This is a genomic window from Taibaiella soli (assembly GCF_003236175.1).
Classification (GTDB): Bacteria; Bacteroidota; Bacteroidia; order Chitinophagales; family Chitinophagaceae; genus QKTW01.
In genome coordinates, this window is record NZ_QKTW01000011.1 from 113,145 (window position 1) to 138,004 (window position 24,860).

At 43.0% G+C, this 24,860-nt stretch carries 21 protein-coding genes; 6 read left to right on the forward strand and 15 right to left on the reverse strand.

The window, feature by feature from the left end:
• The first annotated feature begins 258 nt into the window (after positions 1-258).
• Positions 259-747, forward strand: coding sequence for a peptide-methionine (S)-S-oxide reductase MsrA (gene msrA, locus DN068_RS07565; protein WP_110998297.1), 489 nt, complete (start codon positions 259-261; stop codon positions 745-747).
• A 221-nt stretch (positions 748-968) separates the two neighbouring features.
• On the opposite strand, the gene DN068_RS07570 is transcribed toward msrA, so the two are convergent.
• The gene (locus DN068_RS07570; protein WP_123985279.1) at positions 969-1,274 is read right to left on the reverse strand and encodes a hypothetical protein; all 306 of its coding nucleotides are present in this window, start codon (positions 1,272-1,274) and stop codon (positions 969-971) included.
• A gap of 629 nt (positions 1,275-1,903) precedes the next feature.
• Here DN068_RS07570 and DN068_RS07585 point away from each other — a divergent pair.
• The gene (locus tag DN068_RS07585; RefSeq protein WP_110998301.1) at positions 1,904-2,977 is read left to right on the forward strand and encodes a DUF1214 domain-containing protein; all 1,074 of its coding nucleotides are present in this window, start codon (positions 1,904-1,906) and stop codon (positions 2,975-2,977) included.
• A 90-nt stretch (positions 2,978-3,067) separates the two neighbouring features.
• Here the strand turns inward: DN068_RS07585 and DN068_RS07590 are convergent, their stop codons facing one another.
• On the reverse strand, positions 3,068-4,048 hold the full coding sequence (locus DN068_RS07590; RefSeq protein WP_110998302.1) for a T9SS type A sorting domain-containing protein: 981 nt from the start codon (positions 4,046-4,048) through the stop codon (positions 3,068-3,070).
• 173 nt (positions 4,049-4,221) lie between these two features.
• Entirely contained in the window at positions 4,222-5,268 is a 1,047-nt protein-coding gene (locus tag DN068_RS07595; RefSeq protein ID WP_110998303.1) for a hypothetical protein, read from the reverse strand.
• Between the two features lie 224 nt (positions 5,269-5,492).
• Between DN068_RS07595 and DN068_RS07600 the strand changes: the two genes are divergently transcribed.
• The 4 genes from DN068_RS07600 (at position 5,493) to DN068_RS07615 (ending at position 9,954) form a co-directional block, all read left to right on the forward strand.
• The gene (locus tag DN068_RS07600; protein ID WP_110998304.1) at positions 5,493-6,242 is read left to right on the forward strand and encodes an SDR family NAD(P)-dependent oxidoreductase; all 750 of its coding nucleotides are present in this window, start codon (positions 5,493-5,495) and stop codon (positions 6,240-6,242) included.
• Between the two features lie 349 nt (positions 6,243-6,591).
• On the forward strand, positions 6,592-7,167 hold the full coding sequence (locus DN068_RS07605; protein WP_110998305.1) for a TetR/AcrR family transcriptional regulator: 576 nt from the start codon (positions 6,592-6,594) through the stop codon (positions 7,165-7,167).
• Between the two features lie 989 nt (positions 7,168-8,156).
• Positions 8,157-9,005: an AraC family transcriptional regulator gene (locus DN068_RS07610; protein ID WP_110998306.1), complete on the forward strand. Its 849-nt coding sequence runs from the start codon at positions 8,157-8,159 to the stop codon at positions 9,003-9,005.
• Between the two features lie 100 nt (positions 9,006-9,105).
• A complete protein-coding gene (locus DN068_RS07615; protein ID WP_110998307.1) occupies positions 9,106-9,954 on the forward strand; it encodes a choice-of-anchor V domain-containing protein in 849 nt (282 codons plus the stop codon).
• Positions 9,955-10,329: 375 nt separating this feature from the next.
• Here DN068_RS07615 and DN068_RS07620 read toward each other — a convergent pair whose 3' ends face one another.
• The 12 genes from DN068_RS07620 to tssO (DN068_RS07675) form a co-directional block, all read right to left on the reverse strand.
• The gene (locus DN068_RS07620) at positions 10,330-10,593 is read right to left on the reverse strand and encodes a DUF6624 domain-containing protein (protein ID WP_110998308.1); all 264 of its coding nucleotides are present in this window, start codon (positions 10,591-10,593) and stop codon (positions 10,330-10,332) included.
• Positions 10,584-11,015 carry a hypothetical protein gene (locus DN068_RS07625; protein WP_110998309.1) on the reverse strand — a complete coding sequence of 144 codons (432 nt, stop codon included), beginning with the start codon at positions 11,013-11,015 and terminating at the stop codon, positions 10,584-10,586. Before DN068_RS07625 ends, DN068_RS07620 begins: the two co-directional genes overlap by 10 nt.
• Before the next feature lie 185 nt (positions 11,016-11,200).
• Positions 11,201-12,232 (reverse strand): hypothetical protein, encoded by a 1,032-nt coding sequence (locus DN068_RS07630; RefSeq protein WP_123985280.1) that lies wholly within the window; start codon positions 12,230-12,232, stop codon positions 11,201-11,203.
• Between the two features lie 9 nt (positions 12,233-12,241).
• On the reverse strand, positions 12,242-15,904 hold the full coding sequence (locus tag DN068_RS07635; protein ID WP_110998311.1) for a DUF4280 domain-containing protein: 3,663 nt from the start codon (positions 15,902-15,904) through the stop codon (positions 12,242-12,244).
• Complete coding sequence (locus DN068_RS07640) at positions 15,894-16,760, reverse strand: hypothetical protein (protein ID WP_110998312.1); 867 nt, start codon at positions 16,758-16,760, stop codon at positions 15,894-15,896. The genes DN068_RS07635 and DN068_RS07640 overlap by 11 nt, the downstream gene beginning before the upstream one ends.
• 9 nt (positions 16,761-16,769) lie before the next feature.
• Positions 16,770-17,153, reverse strand: a complete 384-nt coding sequence (locus DN068_RS07645; protein WP_110998313.1) for a peptidase associated/transthyretin-like domain-containing protein — start codon at positions 17,151-17,153, stop codon at positions 16,770-16,772.
• Positions 17,153-18,490, reverse strand: coding sequence for a hypothetical protein (locus DN068_RS07650; protein WP_110998314.1), 1,338 nt, complete (start codon positions 18,488-18,490; stop codon positions 17,153-17,155). Before DN068_RS07650 ends, DN068_RS07645 begins: the two co-directional genes overlap by 1 nt.
• Complete coding sequence (locus DN068_RS07655; protein ID WP_110998315.1) at positions 18,491-20,392, reverse strand: type VI secretion system Vgr family protein; 1,902 nt, start codon at positions 20,390-20,392, stop codon at positions 18,491-18,493. It lies immediately after the preceding gene.
• A gap of 70 nt (positions 20,393-20,462) precedes the next feature.
• The gene (tssR, locus tag DN068_RS07660) at positions 20,463-22,889 is read right to left on the reverse strand and encodes a type VI secretion system protein TssR domain-containing protein (RefSeq protein WP_110998316.1); all 2,427 of its coding nucleotides are present in this window, start codon (positions 22,887-22,889) and stop codon (positions 20,463-20,465) included.
• The gene (locus DN068_RS07665) at positions 22,886-23,794 is read right to left on the reverse strand and encodes a PKD domain-containing protein (RefSeq protein ID WP_110998317.1); all 909 of its coding nucleotides are present in this window, start codon (positions 23,792-23,794) and stop codon (positions 22,886-22,888) included. The genes tssR and DN068_RS07665 overlap by 4 nt, the downstream gene beginning before the upstream one ends.
• Positions 23,795-23,826: 32 nt before the next feature.
• Positions 23,827-24,306 carry a type VI secretion system TssO gene (gene tssO, locus DN068_RS07670; RefSeq protein WP_110998318.1) on the reverse strand — a complete coding sequence of 160 codons (480 nt, stop codon included), beginning with the start codon at positions 24,304-24,306 and terminating at the stop codon, positions 23,827-23,829.
• 26 nt (positions 24,307-24,332) lie between these two features.
• Positions 24,333-24,836, reverse strand: a complete 504-nt coding sequence (gene tssO / locus DN068_RS07675; RefSeq protein WP_110998319.1) for a type VI secretion system TssO — start codon at positions 24,834-24,836, stop codon at positions 24,333-24,335.
• Positions 24,837-24,860 lie beyond the last annotated feature (24 nt).

Here is a 24,860-nt window from a genome sequence, read left to right on the forward strand (position 1 = left end):
TTTGTTGAAGTAATTCCTACCTTTTTTTGCAAAAAATGGCATGTCGCCTGAAGTGTGTATTGTGTATAGTAAGTAAAATATTGATTGTCCCACCTGAATTCCTGATAGATAAGGTAAGTCTTCTAGCTGCAAAAAGTTGTACTTCATTGAACAGTACTCCCAATCGCGTATATATGTCAGGGTTGTGGAAGAAAATCCAACATTTGCCACAGGTATCAAAAGAGAACTTGTTTAACTTTAAAAAGAATCAACTTAATTATGGAACAAGCAATACTTGCAGGCGGATGTTTTTGGGGAGTAGAAGAACTTATCAGGGAACAGCCAGGTGTTATAGATACTGAGGTTGGCTACACAGGTGGCGATGTTGCCCATGCAACCTATGCCCATCATGGCACCCACGCGGAGGCAATCAAAATTGACTTCGACCCATCTGTAACATCTTACCGAAAGCTCTTAGAATATTTCTTCCAGATACACGATCCTACAACGAAGAACCGTCAGGGTAATGATAGAGGAACCTCCTACAGATCCGCAATATTTTATCTGAACGACGATCAGCAAAAAACAGCCAAAGAGATAATTTCGGAAATAGAAGCATCGGGAAAATGGCCTGGCCAAATTGTGACCGAAGTAGTACCTGCAAAAGAATTCTGGAGCGCTGAATCAGAACATCAGGATTATTTGCAAAAACATCCACACGGATATACCTGTCATTTCGAAAGACCGGACTGGAAATTAAATAAATAAAACACCGTCTGCTAGCAGCGTTAAATGATATTACAACGTGGATTATGATCAAAGCGAGCATTCGATTCTCGTCTGTGATACCAAAAAGAAAAGCCTCCCGAAATCGGAAGGCTTTTCTTTTCGTATTGTCTGTCTAGTCCTGCTACTTAAAGAGTATTCAGATTAGAAAACGTCCATTCATTTAGCATTTCATTCCCGTATAATTTCAGAAACAGAAAGCCTTATTCATCTTTTATTTCTGTCGTTGTACTGGTACTGCTGATATTTCCGAAATCATCTCTGGTAATTGTTGAGTCGGTCCGTTTAGTCCGATTTGATCCTCTGCTGAACAGGATAATCAGCACAAGCAGCAGCACCGTACCTGCAACCCAAATCCAATACCTGCTGAACCACGATCCGACATCCTGCCCGTTTACTTTTACATCAGGGGACTCTTGTGCATAAGAGTATATCGTGACAAACAGGGACACGACAAACAAGGAGCATCCTCTCCATTTACGATTTAAACTTGCAATAGTGTTTTTCATAGCTTTTACCTTTAATTAAAGTATTTGATACAATAATTAAACCACCGAAAATAAGCACGCTATAAATAGTTGGGACTGCACCCATTTTGCTGTTTACCACTTTCATTATCAGTACGGCTGATTTCGTTTGCGAACGACCGCCTTCGACTTCTTTTCTCAATAGAAAATCATCCTCATCACTTCCCCATCTGACAGCTTTCTTTCTTATTAATCACTTTGTTTTTGACCATAATTTAAATAATTCCACACCCCATTTTCAACACTTAAAACCATACCCTTATGCAACTCAAAACAAGCACCTCTTAACTAAAGCTTTCAAATAAACATAACCATCCCACAAATCTTATCCATCGAATCTTTAACCCAATGAAAAAAAATTCTGTTACTACGCTGATAATTGTCCCTGTAGTTGTAAGCATTTTGTTGCCTCCAATCGGATTTTTTCGTCCTCCGAAAAGCCTTTCCTATTTCCACTCAATCAAACACTACCGCTCCACTAAAAAAACGCCCGAGCGTGTTATAAATATTGAACTCAAATTTGCCGCGGTCGCTGACGACACTTTACTTGCTTTTTATATTACAATAATTAGTAACTTAATTACTTATTCTCCATATTTATCTAGTTACACATGAAAAGCAAATCCATTCCCTTTATAGCCGGCGCCGGTTTCGCGATTTGGTTCGGCGTGTGCGCTTGCGGCCAACAGCATAAGCCAACCGAGGAACATGCTAGCGGCGGAGATTCATCGCAACGAACCACAGAGGTGACGGCGAGCAATTTCGTGCGTGCGGAAACCGATATGTACTTCACTACATCCGTTAAAGAAGCTGGCGGCACAGGACAATTTTTCCATCGTAGTGAACTGATGTCAATCGACCACCAAATCGTTATTCGCGCCAACCGGGACGTGCTATATTCTTCCGGGGTATTTGATCTGGACGCGGGTCCGGTAACCATCGTACTACCCGATCCCGGAAAGCGCTTTATGTCCATGATGTCGATAGATGAAGACCAATACGCCGAAACGGTATATGCGCCCGGCACTTTTACCTATACAAAAGAAAAGATAGGCACCCGCTATTTGATGCTGGGTATTCGCACATTTATTGATCCCAATGATCCAAAGGATTTGCAACGAGTGAAAGACCTTCAAAACGCCGTTAAGATCAGCCAGGCCAATAAAGGTTCTTTTGTCATTCCGCAATGGGACGAACTAAGCAGAAAACGAATCCATGATTCTTTGGTTGAAGTAAGTAAAACATTGCCGGATACACGCGGTATGTTCGGGACCAAGGCAGAAGTTGATCCTACGCGTCATCTCATAGGAACGGCGACCGGTTGGGGCGGTAATGCCGAAAAAGATGCCATGTATCTTCCCGTCACGCCTGCGCAAAATGACGGTAAAACCGCTTACGAATTGACTGTTAAAAATGTGCCTGTCGATGGCTTTTGGTCGGTAAGCGTTTATAACAAGGATGGTTATTTTGAGAAAAATAATTTGAACAGTTATTCACTCAACAATATGACGGCGAAAAAGAATGCGGACGGTTCTGTTACCATTCGATTCGGCGGTTGCGGCGCCAAGTCCGGCAATTGCCTGCCCATTACGCCCGGCTGGAACTACTGGGTACGATTGTATCGTCCCCGTCCCGAAATATTGGATGGACGATGGAAATTTCCCGAACCCCGGAAGGTCCAATGATCTGCCAAAGATCCCACTATTTGCTTCATCAAAAATAGTAAAGGCTTTTCGGATGACGAAAAGCCTTTACTATTTCAACAAAATAAAATGCTATCGCGCTACTACAAAACGTTCGCGTTTGAGTTGATTATTGATGCGTAGCTCGATACTATACAAACCATTTGCCAGACGGGTGAGATCTACTACGGTCTTTTTACCGGTAGTAAGTCCGGAATGCACCAATTGTCCGAGCGTATTATAAATGTTGAACTCAAATTTGCTCTCGTTGCTCATAGCAATGTTGAGCTCGTTTTTTGCAGGATTAGGAAAGATCGAAAACAGATCATCGATGTGAACCGTTTCAACTGCGGTTGGTTTAGCGCAGGTAACGGGTTTCGGGGATTGTGTCACCAGTCTCATGGACGCAGCGCCCGGAACGCCATCGATATTAAGATCGGGACAAAGCATCTGATAACTGCCGTCGATCTGGCAAATCTTAATGGCATTTTTTCCATTAAAACCAATGATTGAATTATAGTCGTTCGCAAACTGTGCTGTGACGGCACCTTCGCAGGTTGGAATCGAAGAGCCGAGCGCGATTACACTCGTTATCGCCGTGATCGTACTGTTCAGTACTATTTTCACAACTTGTCCGCCAGAAGTGACCATGTACAAATCGTCATCATACCAGGTCAGATCGCCCGCCGCCGCATAACCGATGGTATCAATATATTGCGCAAACGCCGTGTTGGTACTAACGCGGTATAGCTTTTGACCCGCCTCCGCCAATAAAGTTGTATCGTTTAGTCCGACCAGTGATACCGCATCGAGTCCTGTAAAACCGATAGATGTTGCATTTGCAGTTGTGGTATTAATATGAAAAAGTTCACCGCCCGCAATGCCCCATAGTTGTCCGTCTGTAGATAATGCAATATCGCCGAATCCAATTCCCGTAGCACCAATAAACTGCCGGGAACAATTGGCCAGATCGAGTGAATACAAATCGCCACCGGTAACGGTTGTAAAGATCGGCTGTTGTGCAAAGGCTGTGTGGGTAGCTGCCAATAAAAATGCAATGATGAGTTTTTTCATACGCAGTAGTTTTTCATTAAGGTTATAGATATGACGAAGAGTTTGGCGAGAATGTTAGAAATATAATTAGTTCATATATCGAAACAAAAGACCATTCACAATATGCAACCGTTCAAACCTACTTGACATAAAGAAACCGACATTAGATGTGTCGGTTTTGCATTTCGATTTAATTATTCAGCGTACGACCATGGATACACCGCCTTTTTCAACCACTTATCTAACTGCTCCTTTTGCTCTGTATCCATAACCTGTTTTGCTCCGTCGATATAAAATCTGTTTTTGTCACCCATTTTATTGGCGTAGTTGATCTTTGTGATCTCATCTTCAATCGTGCATAAGCCATACTGCTGCCTGATCGTATTGATTTTTGCGATTTTGCTTTTGTCGATTTTGGGAATAAACAATGAGTCATTGTAACCAAGACATTCAAACATCAACGGCTCTTTTGACCCCATATATTTTTGCGTAACTACTTTTGGCCCAGCCAGGGCAAACATTAACGCCTCATTCGGCGTTATGGAAAACTGTTCCAGACCTTTATTGACAACGCTCCAAAACAGAAAATCATTCTCCCCGCTTTCCGCCATCTGAATATTGTGCAGTATAATGATATTATAAGCCAATCCATTAAAAGGACCGCTCTGTCCGTTTCCGATAGCATTAATGCCAAGCGTATGCTTTTGCAAAGTATCAAACAGTTCTTTTTGCACCTTCGCATCTACTTTCCGTACGGTATCTGTATTAACACTCCCATCATTTAAGTCGCTCGAATAGGACCGCACACCCTGATCCTGATCAACAAGTCCTTGTACATATAAGGCCATCGCCGAAGGAACAATTGTGTCGCCCTTATACAGATCAACCCAGGCCCGGATGCATTGCTGCTGCGGAACACTATAGTATTTCAGAATATGATTGCTGATGAATTTTTCGTGAAGACCACGCTGCAATAAACCATGCAATTGATTTTTAGCAAACGTAGTGTCACCAGACATCATCCCTGTGTGAAACGCATTGTACAAATTAATGTTGGCGATGCTGGTATCATTAATCGCACAAGCCATTTTATATTGTTTACAGGCCGCACCATAATCTCCTTTGCAAATAAGTTGTTCCGCATTGTTGATGTGATTGTAATATTTGTACCAGGAAGGAGCGAAAGCGAAGCTTTGGGCGCAGGTAATCAATGCACCCACAATTAGACATACGAACTTCATATTCTTTTTTAAGGTTTAAGTGTTACCAACAATATATAAATACTCCTGTAAAAAGACAATAGCTAAAAACTGTAAACCGTCCGCGTTCCTTGCTACCCAAATGTTTCGACACACCCCATAAACTTCCCCTATTCCACTATCAACAATTCAAGAACGATCATTCCAAAACCCAGCCTACATTTGCGGAACGATTATTCCAAAAACAAAATTTAATCGTTTCAACAATGAAAAAATTAGACAATAAAGTAGCAGTAATAACAGGCGCATCAAAAGGTATTGGTGCTGGTATCGCTAAACGTCTGGCAGCAGCGGGTGCTAGTGTAGTGGTGAATTATTCATCCTCTAAAGAAGGCGCTGATAAAGTGGTGGAAGAAATCACTGCCAACGGCGGCAAGGCGATTGCGGTGCAGGGCAATGTATCGAACAAAGCGGATATCGATCGTTTGTATGCTGAAACGAAGAAAGCCTTCGGCGCTGTGGATATTCTGGTGAACAACGCCGGTGTTTATAAATTCGGCGCTATTGAAGAAATCAACGCGGAGGATTTCCACAATCAGTTTGATACGAATGTGCTTGGCTTATTGCTGGCTACCCGTGGTGCCGTAGAAAACTTCAATGAGAACGGTGGCAGTATCATCAATATTGGCTCTGCGGTAACGGATATTACGCCTGTTTACAGCTCGGTGTACACAGCTACTAAAGGTGCGGTGAATTCGATCACACAGGTATTGTCGAAAGAATTGGGTGCTCGCAAAATTCGTGTGAATTCGATCAATCCGGGCATGGTGGAAACGGAAGGTGCACATGCTGCAGGACTTATCGGTGGTGATTTTCATGCGGAAGCAGTGCGTACTGCCCCACTCGGCCGTATCGGTCAGCCGGATGATGTGGCGGATGTAGCGCTGTTCCTGGCGTCGGAAGATGCGCGCTGGCTCACTGGCGAGATTTTAGTTGCGAGTGGTGGTATCAGATAATTTCTGTCACTTTTGTCTTGAAACAAAAGTAACCAAAAGTTCAAGGCTTAACGAAACTAGGCTAAAATGAAAAGGCATACAGCTACAATTATTAAAGCTTACTATTAGACATTAGCGCAATTCCAGACGAATCTATGCCTCGGCATAACAATTCTTACTACCATCATAATTGCTTTACGCTGTCTGCATTTCATTTCTTAACGCCGAGTTTCATTAGGCCGGGGTGTTAGCCGACAATCGATCTTAAGCAAGGAATGAAAGTGTGTGTAAACGGCAGATGAGACAGGGGCGCTGATTCTGTGAATAATTTAAAATGAATAGCTTTGCCCCGGCAAGGCTATTTTATATTATGGCAAGAAGTAAAGATTTTGACGAGAATGAGGTGCTGGCAAAAGCGATTCAGCTTTTCTGGCATAAGGGATATAATGGTACTTCAATGCAAGACCTGGTGGATGCATTGGGTATCAGCCGGTCCAGCCTGTACGATACTTATACGGATAAGCATACGCTGTTTCTGAAAGCATTGGAACGTTACCAGAGTATCGGCAATACGAATGTGCTGGAAATTGCTGCTGGTAAAGGTTCAGCGAAGAAGATAGTTCAAAAGCTGCTGGAATTTGCGGTGAGTGATATGATCTGCGATAAACAACAGAAAGGTTGTTTTATGGTGAATGCAGAGGTGGAAGTGGCGCCGCATGATAAGGAGGTGAATAAGCTGGTTTGCCGGAATGATCAGCAGATGGAGGATATCTTTTTCGAAGTGATTCAAAAAGGTATTGATAACGGTGAGCTTAAAAGCAAGGATGGACGGGCGCTGGCAAGATTTGTTTTTAACGCGGTGAAGGGTATGCAGGTAACTGCAAAGTCGACGAAGGACAGGGCTGTGTTTGACGATATTATTAAACTGACGGTTTCGGTTCTTTAATGAATGTGTGGAATGTGTTAATGTGGGTGAATGTGTCGTTCATTGTTCTGGAAATTTCACGCGAAAAGTCTAATTTTTCTCACGGCGGACACAAAGGCGCGAAGGTGTTTTCTACAATAGCATGAGTAACTGTCCACTGTCAATTATCAACTGAAAAGTTTCACGCGAACACTTAAAGAACAAAAGATGTAAAGGCAGTCGACGCAATTCTTCGACTCCGCTCAGAATGACAAACGAGTATGTGTCATGTAAAGAAGGGAAGCAGCAAAGGTGCTAATTTTTCTCACGGCGGGCACAAAGGCACCAAGATGTTTTCTACAATAGTATGATTAACTGTCCACTGTCAATTATCAACTGAAAAGTTTCACGCGAACACTTAAAGGACAAAAGATGTAAAGGCAGTCGACGCAATTCTTCGACTCCGCTCAGAATGACAAACGAGTATGTTTCATGTAAAGAAGGAAAGATGCAAAGGTGCTAATTTTTCTCACGGCGGGCACAAAGGCACCAAGGTGTTTTCTACAATAGTATGATTAACTGTCCACTGTCAATTATCAACTGAAAAGTTTCACGCGAACACTTAAAGGACAAAAGATGTAAAGGCAGTCGACGCAATTCTTCGACTCCGCTCAGAATGACAAACGAGTATGTTTCATGTAAAGAAGGAAAGATGCAAAGGTGCTAATTTTTCTCACGGCGAACACAAAGGCGCGAAGGTGTTTTCTACAATAGCATGAGTAACTGTCCACTGTCAATTATCAACTGAAAAGTTTCACACGAACACTTAAAGGACAAAAGATGTAAAGGCAGTCGACACAATTCTTCGACTCCGCTCAGAATGACAAACGAGTATGTTGCACGCAAAGGAGCAAAGATGCAAAGCGCATAAAAAACGTACCTTGTTGGTTAAGGGAAGGATACATTCATCATATTCGTTCACATTTGACACATTGCCTGATTTAACCAACTAACCATTTGCCCAACTACCAATGCTGATTCCGATTCACGATTTTACGAAGGACAATGAGGGAAGTGTTCCATTCCGGTTTATATCGCTGGGGGCATCGTCTCACTATGATTTTTCGGAACCGCACCGGCATAACTACTACGAGATTTTTTTCTTTAAAGAAGGCGGCGGCACACATTTCATCGATTTCACGGAGTATCCGATTGCCGACCACGCCATTCATTTTGTATCGCCGGGACAAGTACATAGATTGCAACGTAACAGGAATGCGCACGGCTCTATCGTATTGTTCTCCCGTGATTTCTTTCATCCTGTCGCGGGTAATTCCGGCTCACTATTTTCTTTTCCATTCTTAAATAATAGCCCATATCCGGTAATGGATGTGACGCAGGAAGAGTTCGACGAATTTGTGCCGCTCCTGAGTATCATCGCTAACGAAAAAGAAAAAAGCCGGGAACTTTACCGAGAATTTCTCCGTTCCTGCCTGAATGCAACCCTGCTGAAATGCCTGCATGTATTCGATTCTATTTATCCCGACAGAGTACAAAAACAAGGCACAGCATTTAACACATTCAGGGAACTAATAGAAAAGGAATACCGGACGCAACGACAACCGGCGTGGTATGCAGCACAATTACACATAACGGAGAAGCGACTGAATGAACTGTGTAAGGATGCAACGGGTGAAAATGTGACCAACTATATTAAACAGCGTATCATGCTAGAGGCCAAACGGCTGTTGGCAAATACTGATCATTCTGTAAAAGAAATCGCCACTTTTCTTGGCTTCGATGACCCCGCTTATTTTAACCGGTTTTATAAAACAAACACGGGCATGACTGCGGGTGAGTTCCGCAAAAACGGCAATTAGTCCAGTTCTACATCCATTTTGTCCATTGTTTCCGCATTGCATGTGAATGACCTTTGAGGTCATCAACCATCAACTCATTCCATTCCTAAAACAATGACTTATGAAAAAGAAAACACTAACCATTATCCTGCTGGCGGGCTTTTCGTGGGTATGCCTTGAAAGTTTCTCGACGGGCGCTGGTGCCGGCGCTGGCATGAATGCTACCGACTCGCCTTCCGGTTGCAGCTGCCATGGCGTACCGGGTATTGCAACGCCGGGCATCAATATGTCGATACAAGTCATGAACGGAAATAGCGCTGTAAGCAGCTACATCCCTGGCAATAGCTATACAATCAGACTCACCGGCACCAATACAACTGGTGGTTCATTACCACGTTTCGGCTATCAACTCACGGCTACTAAAACAACTGGCACTGCGAATGCAGGCAGTTTGTCCGCACCGTCGGGTTCGCATGCAATCTCTATACAGGGTATAAACATAATTGAACAATCTTCGGCACTGATGCCGTTTTCAGGCACTGGTGGCAACGGGACTCAATACGTTGTCAATATTCCGTGGACGGCTCCGGCGACTGGTACGGGCAATGTCTCACTGGCGAGCGTTATTAATGCGGTGAATAATAATGGCGCGTTTGATCCGGATGATAAATGGAATACGACATCGGTTACTATTGCGGAAGACGGCGTGCAAACTGCCGTATCTGAACTTAAAAATGAAAATAACATTTCGGTATACCCCAATCCCGCGAACAGTTCTTTCATTTTAAATTTGCCGCAATCAGCAGGACCGGCGGAGGTGTATATCATCAACTCAATTGGGCAACTGATGCGTACCTACTCCGTTCATAAAAATAGTACAACTTTTACTCCGGATTTGCCAGCAGGATTATATCATATTTCAGTGATTTCGAACGATCGAAAATACGTTTCTCAACTTCTTATTCAATAAAAGCTTGCTCGCGAAGACGCAAAAGTTTCTCTCACGGCGCTCACAACGACGCAAAGTTTTTTGTTTGTATTTTTTTAATGTCACATCGACCTAAGGAGATGTTCTAGCGTTATGTAAGTCCTGTGTAACGCGAGATCCTCTCCTAAACTCGGGACGACGAATGCGCGTAAGCTTCACGCAAATTGCTTCGTGCCTCGCAAGCGTAAGAGGCAAAGACGCACAAGCTTCTCTCACGGCGCCCACAACGGCGCAAAGCTTCAAATAATTTAAACAAATTAAACTCAAAATGTGGTTAATGTAAAAAACGGACAAGCACATTAACCACATTTTTCACATTCACCACATTGATCATTATCCTATTATCGAATTGTCACATTAGGGCATCCACCACTTCGGCCGCTTCACTACATAAGGAACGCCCATTTCTTTTGCATACTCCTCAACAGTAGTTTTAAAACCTGCTTCACGCCTTCGTTTGTTGACATTTTCAGGATTTCCGATTGGGTCGAAATACCATACTGGCTTCACGACACCTGTCACTGAATCTTTCACGGGATCGCCCCATAATTGTGTGCCGTAAATTTGTTCTTTTTGTTCATTGACCAGCGCACGATCTTCCATCATTGCCACTAAAGGCATTGCCAGCTCGTCTGCCTTACCTGCTTTTTTAATAAAGGCAAATATTCTTTGATTTTAGAGGAATGCTGAATCACGTAAAATGCGGCTTCATTGGTAGGTTTGCCCACAAGTGTTTTTCCGGGATAACCGTATTTTTTCAAAATGCCTTCCACATAGACCAGATTCATACTGTCGAGTACCATTTGTTTTGCCATTAAATAATCAAATATTTTACCGGGCGGCTGATGGTAGACTTGGGCTAAGCTGTCCAGTGTTGCATCTGAAACATCCTGTGGTAACCGGTATCGTTGGTCTTCTAATGCAATGCTGTCTAGGCTTTCCTTGACTGCGGGATTGATTTGGGTTGTTTTGTTCTGCGCGAGGCAAGCATGACCAATTAATGAGAGGACTAATGAATAAAGGATAAAATTCAGGTGCTTCACTGTGGATTGTTGATAGTTATGAAATAGGTTGAGGGGTAATATTAATGCAAAAAACAGCCGCTGATTTTGATCAATGGCTGTTTTAACTTTTATTTAGAAATGGTGTGTATGAGCGCCGATACAATCGGCCACACTTTTGTTTCTATTTGACGGCAGTCTGAGACTGCCAGTGTCGTAGAGCCAGACTACTTCATAAAAAAACTATTACTCTCATTGTTCACATATTTCGCCGGACTAAACTGATAGACATTGAAATCCCGAATGGCTTTAGGTCCACCCAGTTTATCTGCCGCAAACACATGCGTGTCGGGCTTTTGCTTGTATGGGATATAGCTGATTTCCGCTTGCTTGAGCGACCAGCTCTTTTCCGCAGCGTTATAGCTAAAACTATATTTCACTTTACGTAAAATAGTGCCGCCACCGCGCGGATCTTCAATTGTAGTGAATTGTATGTTTCCTTTATTGACGGATACTTGTTCGTAGGAAACTTGTCGCTCATTCTGTGAAAAGAGTTTTGACGGAATTAGTTTATCGTTACGAAATGTCAATTGAAATTTTCCGCCTCCCTGCCCTAAAAACAATATAGCCGGGCGATTCACGCCTTCGGTATCGTTTCGGATGAGCGATTCGTATAGCTCGGGATCTTGCTCTGATTTATGATTTAAAATAACGAGCTGGTCTTCGATGCCATCATTATTCGCATCACCTTTTGCTGTTTGCGCAACTGTATAATCGGAAACTAATGGCCGCAATAATTCATTGATTGTTCCCGCTTCTTCACTTAGTTCACCCTCACACCCTTTCTCTTTGACGGTTTTGAAATCGTGCATATGCAGACTATCTACAAAAACAATTTCCGATACCGGATCAGATGCAGCGTGCGCGATTTTCCAGACTGCGATGCCTTTTGCTTTGTTTTCCCAGGTAAACACATATCTGCTGCCGCTTTTGCCGTTAAGCACATAACCTTCTCCTTCTGGTTTTATGTCTTGCAGCGTGCTTTTATTTTCTTCACTGGGTAATAACTCATAAACAGATTGCTCTGAAATTCGCATCAGGCGGTTATCCAGACCACAAGGCTGAAAGATCACGTACGCACCGTTTTGCTTCGTAAGCTGTACCCAGGTGCCGAGATACGGTTTATCATCCGAGCGTGACTGGCAACTGGCAAGCATTACAAGCATCAATGCGGGCAATATGCTTTTTATAATTGTCATCGATTATGGTTAAACGTTTTTTCTTACTTGCGTTACTGTATACGTACTGCCGTTATAAGTGGTAGTCCCTTTCAATGAATGATCAGTGGCATTCAGGTAGAGCAGATTGTCTTCACTCGCGCCTTTATCCATATGACTGGTTCCTACATCGTAAAACCGGTAACAGATTTTCCCCTCCACACAGCCTTTGCCTACTATTACAATAAAGTGATCTGTAGTTCCTTCATTGAGTGTGCCGCCTTTGTAATTGAGCGCGTGATCCACACCAACGAGGATCGGGCGGCCGGCTTTCAATTCGCTATCAATATAAGCTACGCCTTTTTTGGCTTCGTCGGCATTAATATTGAGTTGCGTATGGTTTGAATTTTCCAAAGCGGTCTGAAACTTTCCATCCTGGCTGCCACTACCATCGCCAAGTCCTGTGGTGACTAATATATCATGACATGTTTTCCAGCAGGCAACATTTTGCTTTGCTTTATCGCCCCATTTCGGATTGAATTGTGTTTGCCATACTACAGTATCCACCAGATCATCATAATGCATCGTACCACATTTCGGGCAAAGTCCATCTACTTTTGAATTCTTTGCAGTTCCGCCATTACACAATTCTTTGTAACGGAAAACCTTATTCTTAAGCAGGTTGTAATACGTCTGACGTTTAGACCAGTTGATCGGGAATGCTTTATCATGAAAACCATTAATGAGTTTAGAAATCTCCATCAAATAAGTGTCTTCATAATCTGCAATTTCGTTCGGCGTCTTCCCTAAAAGATCTGCATATTTCTCACGCAGGTATTTTTTCTGTTTCTTGGTTGACTCGCTATCGTTCTTATGATCTTCCCATTTCGGACAAACCTTTGCTACAGCCCATTCCCAACCACCGCTATCGATACAGAGATGTATATCCGTTGCTACTTTACCGGGGCTGGTTACTACGTCAGGTTGCTTCACATAATCAGCATAAGTCTGATAGGCACCCGGCAGATTATAGAAACCCGTTGTATCCGCTGCACCTGTCAACTGCAGAATACCACGGCCTTTGTACGTACTCTGGCTGGATTTGTATTTACTGAGACCTTCTTCCGAAAGTCCGAATACGCCTGTTTCCTCACATACCTGCGCAAGGAAATGTATTTTACGAATACAAGAGGTGACGTTGTAACGCGTCATCATCGCATTCAATTCACGGGTCAAGGCTTCATAAGATTTATCAGAAACGCCGCAGTTTTTCCCATACCATATTTTCTGCTGACCCGTAAGGTAGTTCACCGTATCCTTTACTTCCTGCACGGTGAAATCACGATTACAGAAACATTTTCCGGAAGGCTTTCTGTTGTTCACTTTATCCACACCTACCGGTGCATTACTTGCATCAGGTGCTTTGGCATTTTTCGTTACAACGAGCAAGGCCTTGGTCTGAATATTCTGAACACTGAATTCATTGTTTTTTAATTCCGTTCCATATTCCATCGAAGAACCAAACATCTCATCTTCTTTTACCCATGCGTAAAACTGATGAATATTGCCGCCGTATTTGTTTTCCATATCCTTTGGCAATGTAAAATCTACCTCACCATAGCCTTCCTTACCAACTGTACATTTCAATGTATTACCCATCTGTGTATCGATACGCCAGTTCTCATGCCGGTAGATTTTAATCGTCAGTTCTTTGGTACTCAGATTCCGTGCGTAAACTCTACACTTCATCGTATCACCATAATTAGCGCTGTAAATCCGTTTACCTCCTTTGTAAAAACCAATGCTGGTAATCTTTTCGTCGGTTTTCAGTTGCAGGTATAGTTTATCCTGCGGCTGATAGGTATCGGCGAGATCAATCGTTTGTCCCTGTGTTTTATTTCGGATGACGAAAGCCAGTTTATCGCCAGCATTTACTTTATTGCCGAATTTATTTTTATCGAGTGTAAACTTCTGTTGAAATGTATTTTCGCTGGTAATTTTTGCGCCGCCATAGGTAAATATTTTTGTTTTGCCGCCACTACTATTCACCGTATAAATTTCAATATCCACAGTCATACCCTGTGCGGATTTGAACGAAAGCCATATAATACTTTCTTCATCCCAACCTGTGGTCGTTTTTACGTCACCATCATCGCCACGCCAACAGCATTGTGACAACCGGGGTTTCACCACTTCGAAGGTTGCTGTTACCTCTTCTGATGGCGCCATGAGATAGGCGTATATTTTGTATTTCCCTTCCGCTCCCAGTTTCGCATCGAAGCTTACAGAACCATTCACCACGGCATTTGGGTGTTCCCCACCTTTATCATCTACACATTTCCATTTTAACTGTGCCACTTCATCAGGCATCGGCGGAGAAAATTCAAAACCTTTAGAAGCATCTACATGAACAGATTCCCCTAAACGCACACTTGTTTTATCGATTGTGATTTGCTTAACGCGATTCTTCAATACCTGTATCAACGGCGATTGAAAAGTCTTTCCGTTCTGCCTTGCAATGACCACATAACTACTTTTATCGCTCGCAGTCGCTGTTGTCGTCATGCCTTCTGTGTTACTTAATACTGGCTGTGCCCCATCTTTTACCTGTACTTCCCAACTTACGTTTCCACTTGCTGCGGGAAATGGTGTTTGATCAACCGGGAACAAAGTCGACACATTAAATGTTGCAGGCTGACCGATCCGTATTTTCGTCTGACCATTGCTTTCTGCAACGCCAGTCATTTCATTATTTTTAATAGAGACCCTTTGAAACGCACTGCTGCCTTTCTTCTTGGCATCTGTTGCGCCTGGATTTTTCCCGTAGGCTTCCACAATGTATTCGCCCGGTTTATTGAAAACCGTACTCATCAACGGACCTATATCATTGCTTGTTGTAATTGGTTGCCCAGTTGTTCCGTTATAGACAATCCAATCGATGGTTTTCTTTTCAGCATCAGTCGGATTTTTTTTGGTAAATGCTATTGCCTCAAAATCTACCGTGCTCCCGGGTGGATAAGTACCTTCCGTTGGCGATTCTGTTTTAGTTTTGATTTTCGTAACACCAATGGTAACACTGTTGTCAGTATCATTATCTGCCTGTTTAATCTCGGCATCCTGTTCACTTACCGCCGGATTCGTAGCAGACCAGGCACTAGCGTTGGCTTCATCGAGATGTTTGGCGGTAACAGCTTGTTCCTGACCGGTTGTTTTTACAGTAATCTTCCCGCCCTTCGCACAGGTCGCTTCACTTTTTTCGGTGAGTACAAACGATTTCCCCGGCAATTCTACCGACTCGTAATATTTTTCCCATTTCAGCTGTGCCGTACAGGCAACAGGTTTGGAAGGATCAGGAACCTTGCATTCGGAAAAATTCAGCGCGGCAATATTATTCTCCCGGATGGTGGCAATGTATTTTTTTGAACCATCAGGATCATTGATAAAATATTTCTGATGGCTGATAACGTTCAGCTTTACGGGATTCGGCGATTTTGCTTTATCACATACACAAGTGCCGCCTGCACAAAGCAGCAACTCCGTTTTATCCGCTTTACTATTTTGATCTTCTTCTGTTTTCTGTTCCGGCATAGTGCCGCCATTTCCTGTTGGCTGGCCCTCTCCGCTATTCCCGTTGTCACCGTCAGCAGGCGCAGCTTCCGTTGCCGCAGCTGTATCTGAATCTTCGTCCAACGGTGACCAATTTTTATCTGCCATTACTGTTCATTTTTTCAGGTGATAGTTGAATCGTTGTTCTTTTCTGCCAGACATTCCCTAAACGCATAATGCTAATGGTATTAAACGCATTGTACCATCCTGTTTGCTGGCTGATTTCGTAATTCGCGGCACGTTTCACTTCAAGTTGTTCAGTGATTACAGTTCCGGTTTTTCGTTGCAACCATTCTTTTACTGATTTCACGGAAGTCATATCTGCGGTCTCGGGCAAAAAACCTTCCGCGTCTACATGTCCACCAGCCGGGGTTTTGCGATACTGCCAAACCTCTTGCAATGGCACAAAATTTTCGCCCATGACATGTTGCATACTGGTTGCTGGCGCGCTATGCTGTGTACGAAAATCAAATACACGTTTGTACACATCATTAAAATAATTGGCCAGCACCTGATCTTTCGTCAGTATTGTTTTTAACAACTGATCAGGATGTAAAATGAGATCGTCTGTTTTACGCACCATTTCATCTACCCACTGCCCCTTGTAAGTGGCCTGTACTGCAATTCGTACGTCTTCATTCCACAACTGCCAAATCTCAACATGATTACGAATATTGTATGGATTGCCATTTTTGTCTAATAATAATTCCAGCTTTTTCCAGGGCGCTGCCAATCGCAAAATCACATCATCTGCAGGATTGATCTTACCGGTATGATAGCGTGTATCTGTTTGTTGCACTTCCAGACAATAATCACCCCATCCCTGTTTTGGTGCCGGACGCAGTTGTAATCCATAGCGAATATTTGCCCCCGAGTTATCCCCGTTAAAAGTGGATTCCGTCTGTACGCTGACCTGAAATTTCAACGCTGTATCCAGCGGGCGATATGGTAAATGCCAACCCATAATTCTATTTTAGCGAGTAAGCTGTTTTTGTAAAAACACTGTATCCATCACAATTGCGTTGGGTTCCCGTTGTGCCTTTGGTCCGAAAATGTTGAGTGTATCGCTGCCATAACCATTCTTCTTTACAACGAGCATATCCGAATGTGGCGCAAGTCTGCCGCGCTCCTCCCCGGGCAACGTTCTTCTGTCTTTCACTGCTGCTATTTCAAATGAACCGTCGCCGCCGGTTGTTGTGAGGAGATTCATCATGTCATATGAAACCACCATAACACCGCCTAACGGCTGATGTGTTTCGGCATCACAGATAACACCCTTAATTGCAGGACGCAGATCAGCAGCGGCTTTGCAGGCAAAAAAACTAAGACAAAAAATAAGTATTGCGGTACGTGTCATTATTTATTGAATTTTAAACCGGACAACCAAACAAGTCCTGTCACATCCTCTTCAGCCGCTACCACTCTATCAAAATCTTTGTCGTAAGGTTCGTCGTTATAGTATTTCATCAGATCAATTTCGCCTGTTTTCGGATATTGAAATCCGCCGTCAGCAACGGTTTTCGTATCCGAAAAACCAGAACTGCCTTTGTGCTTGTAGGAATAGATATCGCCGCTGTAATCCTTTAATATTTCATGTCCGATTTCATGGGCAGCGGTTTCTGTAAAATGTTGGTCTTCACCCGCCTCATCCTGATAACCCCAACCGTTTGAATACTCAATATAACCAACGTTGTAGGCGACGATTTCAGATAACACCTGTGCGAAGAAAGAAACAACGCCATCCACAGAACCCGGATTGTGTGAGCGTTTCCAGCTGCCATTGGTATTAAATACGAGTTCGATGTCGTCCATCGAATTTTCGGTTGTATTCGACGGATGCACAAATACCTCGTACATTTCGCCATGTACCGTAATTCCTTTGGCTACCCTGTTAGCCGCATTGCGACTCCAGTGTTTCGTGAGTCCGTCCAGCGCCAACTGCTTCAACTGATCGAAGCTGCGACTGCGTGTGCGCAATGGTTGTATGCCGCGTGCTGCCACTTTATCTTTTGGTACTTTATCGTAATCATTGAGTCCATCGGCACCACCGTCTTGCAGATTAACACGCAGCACTACATCGATTTGTTTCTTCTTTTTATCGAGCTTCACATCTACCCAATCTACTTTTGCAGCATCTCCTTTGAATTCTTTTTTATCCTTCGCTGTTCCTCCATTCATTCCTGTTGCCTCAATTTCTACGGAAATATTTTTCTTCAACAATGCCGTATCAATCACACCATCCTGCGAAGCACCATCCCATTTAAATACATAAGAGCCAGGCGGATAACCGCCATCAGGCTGTGATTCCTCCGAACCAACCATAACCTTGATGGGCTGCAGATTGGTCTCTTTGAAATACATTTTGCCATCCACATAGATTGTAACAATGTATTCCTTCGCATCTGTTTTCAGGATATCAAAGAGAATATCGATTGTCCCGGATGTATTGTCTGTACTGCGTGATGGATTTTTAATGCCCAGTGGTGTAAAATACTGAGTGCGCATATGCATGACCTTTACACCGAAATCTTTTTTCTCTTCTGGTGCTTTGTAAGTGGTGTATACAATTTTCTCTTTCGATTGCATTGCTACGCGGCCAGCCGCACCGAGCACAATGTCTCCCGCTGTGGCTGCCCAGCTTGTTGTCCCGGCAGTTTCTGTAATCGTTTTTGCTATGGTTGTAATCTTGCCCATCTAAAACAGTTTTACGTTATCGCCGCTGTGATTGACGATCTGCTTTGAACTGTGCATTTCGATATTGTCTTTTGTGCTGTTCACTTTCACAGTCTCGGCAGTTTTCTCAATAGAACTGGCAGTGCGTAAAATATTATCACTGGCGACTTCTGTGATGTTTGCAGCTGTCAACATAGTATCTTTAGTAGCACTCAACATCATATTTTCGCCCGCTGAAATGCTCACGTTATCCCCGGCAGTATGCGTGATATTTTCTCCTGCATTAAAGCCAATATTCTTTGCATAGAAATTGATGCTTTCCGGCGCTGTAATGGTGATGTTCTTCGCTTGCGTATCAAGGAAGATTTCGTTGCCGCCAGGATCTTTGATGACGATATGCGTTCCTTCCCCATCGTCATTCAGTTCTATTGTATGCCCGCTGCGGGTCGTAATACTTTTGTTGATATTCTGTGGCAGTCCGCCAATACCATTTTTACCATGAAACAAACTGCCTAATACAAATGGTGCATCCGGATTACCGCGCTCAAAACCTATAATCACCTGATCTCCGATCTCCGGAATAAATACAAATCCACGGTTTTTATTCACGGCATTTGAAGAACCGGCATCGGGCGTCATCACACGAATCCATGAAGTCATATTGCTGCCTTCCTGCCACTGAAATTGCACACGCACACGGCCGATACCTGAAGGATCTGCATTGTCTTTTACAATGGCCAGTTGCGTTTCTGTAACCGGAAAATGTACTTTAGCTACCGGCAACACTTCTATCTCTGCAGGTACCGCACGAAATGCACAAGTATAATTGCTCACGTTATCCAGTGAGTGATGTGCTTCTATTACCAGGTATTCGCCGAGTTCATTTTCATTGAACATGATTTTTATTTTGGCGCCCGGTTTTGGCGCCGGGTGACGGCTCTCACCTTCTATAATAAAAGTTTGCGCGGCGGCCGCAGACTTATTGACTGTGGCTGCACGCTCCATTTCCCCCTGATCACCGACTTGCTGCCAGGGACTACGCTTCACTGTATTATAAGTCTCATCAGATTTCTGCACGGCGAAATCGCCGTAGAAATTAAGTCCGTCCACCTTCTGTGGCGCATCTTTTTGTAAGACCTGATCGTCCTGATGACGATATGAAACATGCGTGAAATTCATTGGTGCCATCTGCATGGTCATGCGCAAGTTCTGAATATGACGGATGTACTTAAGGTCTGAAGATGACTGTGAGGAAGGCTTTCCGAAATTTAGTCTTTCACCGTCGTAATAAAACCATTCACCATAAAAAGCACTCATACGATTGAGAAAATTGAAATTACTTTCCAGATGTTGCGCTGTATATTCAATATTGCTGCTGAATTTTGGTTTGATCGCCAGATCCAATTTTCCGGACAGAGGTTGTGTTACTTCTTTTACAACCGTCGCCAGATTTTTATTGTAGAACGACTGCATGTTTTCGCCACTTTCCAGTAAGATCGTTGGTGAATAGCCTTTCAAAGCGATTTCTCCGTACAGCCCATTTCCTTCCAGGAAAGAAATACCTGTAATAATTCCACTAAAACGTGTGATGTCTTTATTCTTATGCGTACCGAGAATGGCTGTAACGGTCTTTCCCAACAGATCTTTGCTCTTGTCAATTTTATACGCACGTGGCGACTCTAACTCAGTGTGATACACTTTTAGCTCAAACTCATGATGACTGTTGAATGCCTGATTGAGCTGAAACGAGATAATCCGTTTTACATTATTGCCATCTACCATAATCTGCCAGGCAATCTCTTCATAAGAGCTCACCAGCGATGAAGCATCTATTCTTTCTTGTGCAGGCATTTCGGAATTCCCATTATCGGATGTACTGTATGCATTTGTCGATGCAGCTTCTTGCAGCGATTTTTCATTCATAGCAGGTAGTTTATAAAAGTGATACGATTCGTTTAAAAAATTCCGGCTGTTTCGCAGCCGGAATTATCTCCTAAATTCCTTTAGGCAACCAGTAGTAGGTGTTATTTACTGCGTAAATACGTTTTACCTGGTTAGCGTTATAATAGTTTCTGAGGTAGTCATAATAAGCCATGACACCACCGCGTATTTCATTGTACGAAGCATCGGTGAGCTTGCCATAAGATTTCAATCGTTGCATATTGATCTCCGCGTTGTCTGGTTGCATACCGGTAAATAGAACCACCACATCGCCCATCGTCATAGCGCGTACCGGTTTTTCTGTATTTACGTGATTTGCCTTCACGTAGTGTTTTACGTACTGACGCACCTTACGTGCTGCTTTTTTTCTTGAATAATGTGGATCTTCCAAACGGTCTACTACATTACTCATATGAAAAGTAAGATTGTCCAGCTCAGATTTTGACAACAGCAGACCTTTGCCAACAGCACTATCGGAAGCAGGAACCGGCATCCACGCATTGAAACGGAACAGATCATTTTTCTTGCGGAACTGGCGGAAGAAACGGTCCGGCAGCGTATCTGTAAACGAGCCGAATACCGGAGAAAAACGTGCATCGACTGTAGTCCCCATATTGCCCGCATAAGATTCAAACACATTTTCTAACTGGCGTACGGTATTATTGTTGTCCGATTGAATTTGACCCAACAATGTATCCAGCGTTACATTCAGTGTGAGCAAAGGCATTGATTCCATTTTGTTTGGAAATACAACTGCACCTTGCCAATGACTCTTACGTGGATAGTCGAGCATAAATACGCTATAATCACCAGTGGCTAAACGGAAATCGTAAGCGGGCCCTGTCGGCGGATTTTCAACGAGCAATTCTTTTTTCAGCGTGGTGATATTATCCGCAGATTGCACAATTACATTCTTCGCTCCGATGACAAAATCGTTGTACGCACCGGAAGCGTCGCTATGGGTTTGATAGACCAGCAGTCTGGCTTTTGTATTAGTTAAGCTGTTTACCAGCGAAGACCAGCTATAGCCAGACATACCACTACCGCTGCTGGAGCCGATCACAATAATAACGTTTGATTCATCTTCATGACCGCGCAGTAATTCGCCTGCCCGTGCTACACCTTCAAAAATGGAAGACTCTGAATTACCAAACGAGCTGCAGTCTTTTATGGCTTTGATATTGCCTTCAAAAAACTCTGAAAGACTTTTGTAATCATGCGTCAGCGGCAACGTTTTCTTCGCAATACAGGCTCTATTGTTGTCGCGATGAAAAACTGCCGCATAATGCACATCACTGAAGCTGGTCTGACTATCGATCTTCAGTTGTAACTGTTGCAATACCGTCATCACCGGTGCGATGAAAGAACTGTTATAGCTGCTACCGTCTACTACCATCACAATATTCAACTTTGGCGCACTTTCTTTTACCTCCATATAACGGCTGTAAGTGATTGGCTGACCAAGAACGTTGTACACTTTATTATTGCGATAATCGAGGATATTGCTCAACGCAGATGTCTTCATATAATTGCTTCCGCCGATATTCTTATATCCATACACCGGATAAAGCTTCTGTGAAAAGCAGGGAAACCGATTCAATACAGGATCACTGACTGGCAATTTGATGGTGTTTGTCTCATCATTGTTCACCATCAGATCGAGTGTAGCAGACTGAGAAACCGCGCCCACATTGTTATTTACCGATGCGGTATAATAATTCACTTCCGGTGTGGTAATATAAAATTTCTCACCCCATGGTTGTACGGTTTGCACAGGCAACCATCCGATCACGCTTTTCTGCGCGGAGTCCGGCACACATTGTGGATTAGTACCGACCAGAAAATATTTGCGATCGTCGGAAAATTTGTACGTATACAATAATGTATTGATCGGCAGTAATGTTTTTACTCGTCCGCCAATATCGGGGGCATCAAATACTTTAATAGAATCCCCAGCAAAAAAGTTATCCGGATTTTCGATCACCGAACGCCCGCTCAACGCGGTGATATACTTAATGTAAAATTTATTGTTAGCATCTTTAATCGCCACACTCCAGGGTAATACACGCGATTTGTGCACCCAGCCCAGGTATTCCACATCTTTCCAGTTTGCAATATTTTTTGTGAGTTTTCTAAATTTTAAACTGGAATTATAGCGAATAAGTTTTACGTAGTCACCGTCTGTATTGATGACATAACAAGGCTGCATAAACGTAAGCGTTTTCAAACGGTTTTCACCAGCAGGTTGTGTATAAGTCGACAATCCTTCCTGTGCGGCAAATACGATCCATTTTTTATCACCGTTATAACCGTTCTCACACTTGAAATTATCGTTGCTGATTGAATACGCTTGTTTCTTTGGTGATTTGATGACTTTCGTTGTACGTTTTACTTGCGCCGCTGCAGCCTGCAACAAGCCAATCTGCAAAGCGACAGCAACCGCCAGGCTAAATACTTTTGATATATGTGTGCGGATCATAAATTTTGTTTTTGTTGTGCGATTTCTAGGCGTTTTACACAGGTCAGCGATGTATCCACCGCCACTTTCACCTGCTGGATATAAACATTATTATCATAGTGCAATCCTGCACAGTAGCTAAAAAATTCATTGTATTTCTGACCATTCACCACCACTACGATCTTTTCATTATTGCAGAGATATTTGTTGACGAGGTACTGATAGTTATCATCAAAATTTTTGTGATCGGCGATTTTCTGTAAATGAATTTTAAAGTCTTCATCAAATTTTCCGAGCTTATCATTGGCGTTCGGACCTTCCATACCAACGCCCTGAAACGCAGGCAGGATCTTGATCGGCAGACGTATCGGATACTGATTGATATCTGTATACAATTCTACAATGTAGTTACCTGGCTGATCGAAGGTGTGAAAAGTGAACGGATCACGTGTATCACCTTTCTTATCGTCGCCGAATTCCCAGCGAAATAATTTGGCGCCTTTACCTTCCGCACGGAAAATCAGATTTTCGAATTGCATCCCTACTGCCGGCCCGTCTATGCGCATGATCGAATCCTGCACTACTTCTACCCTCGCAGTATCTCTCACCGAAACAAAAAAAGTATCAACCATTTTATCGTTGATCGTAAGGCGGAGCATAAACGTGCCGGGATGTGAATAGTGATACTGTCCGCCGCGATCATAAGAAATGACGCCATCGCCAAATTCCCATTTCCATTTGTGTGCAAAGCCAGAGTTGTCTTCAAAATTGAATGGTTCATTAACGTACAATGCGTTCTTGCTGATCTTTGCATTCACGTCCTTATCTCCGGTGAATACAAATTTTATCAGCAGTACGGCCACCGCAACGACAAGGATCGCAATGACCGGTAAATAAATTTTTTTGTCAAAGTTTTCTGATGCCATGTGTTGTTTTTTGTGAAGTGGTTGTTCAATCCTTATTGCTGGTTATTTCTATAGCCGATACGGCAGTCATTGAGCTGTTTTTCAAACAAGCGGATATTTGCTACTTTTTTATTGAGCGTCACGATGTCTTCCAGGCGCATGTTCATAAAATTGCCCGCCTGTACAAAAGCAACGTAACGTAGGTCTGTACTATTGTCATTGTATAAAGCCGCCAGTTGTTTGGTCATGTTTTGCACATCTTTTTCCAGAAACACCTGACGATCGTCGCCTTTCAACCGGTCGAGATTAATACTGATCGTATCAATCATTTGTATTGCATCGGTCTGCCGTGCATTTACCTGATTATACTCTGCGATTTTACTTCTGGTCTTTTCTGCATTGATATTGGATTCGCCCATTGCATTCCAGAAAATGATACAACCAAAAAGCAGTACACCCACGGTATAAATAGAAAGCAGCTTGAAGAAATAAACGCGGCGTTCTTTTAAGGTTAAGTGAATAGTTTCGTTCATAATGATCAGCGCTTAAACAGGTTTGTTTATCTGAAACGTTCCGAATTATAATTGATTTTTTGCTGTGCATGTCTGTTGTACGAACCGATACAAGCGTTCAGCGACATGCGGAGAAACTCTTCTTGTTTTCCGAGCTCACTGATGGAATCTTTTACCACAAGCGCACGCCTGATTTGTTGCAGCATTTTTGCATACACAACGAAATCCGCGCTGTCACTGTTTTTGATAATGCTTTGTATATCGGTAGCCTGACTGGTAATTTCATTCACGAGAAATGCATTATTCTCGATCTGATTGCTGTTGAGGAGTCGCATTTTTTTTACCAGTAAATCCACTCTGTCGGTCAAGGCGAATTGCTTGTTCTGCGTAGCGTTAAAATCCAGGTCTTGTTGAGTAATGCGCGCGAGTTGGTCTTTGTGCGTCTTAAAAAGAAAAAAAGTGCATAGCAGCGAAAAGCAAAGCAGTGTGAAGAAATAGCCGAAAAACACACGGTATTTCCTGCTTATTTCACTAGTATTTTCAGGTTTCACTGGTTAGTGTTTTGATGTTTGGGT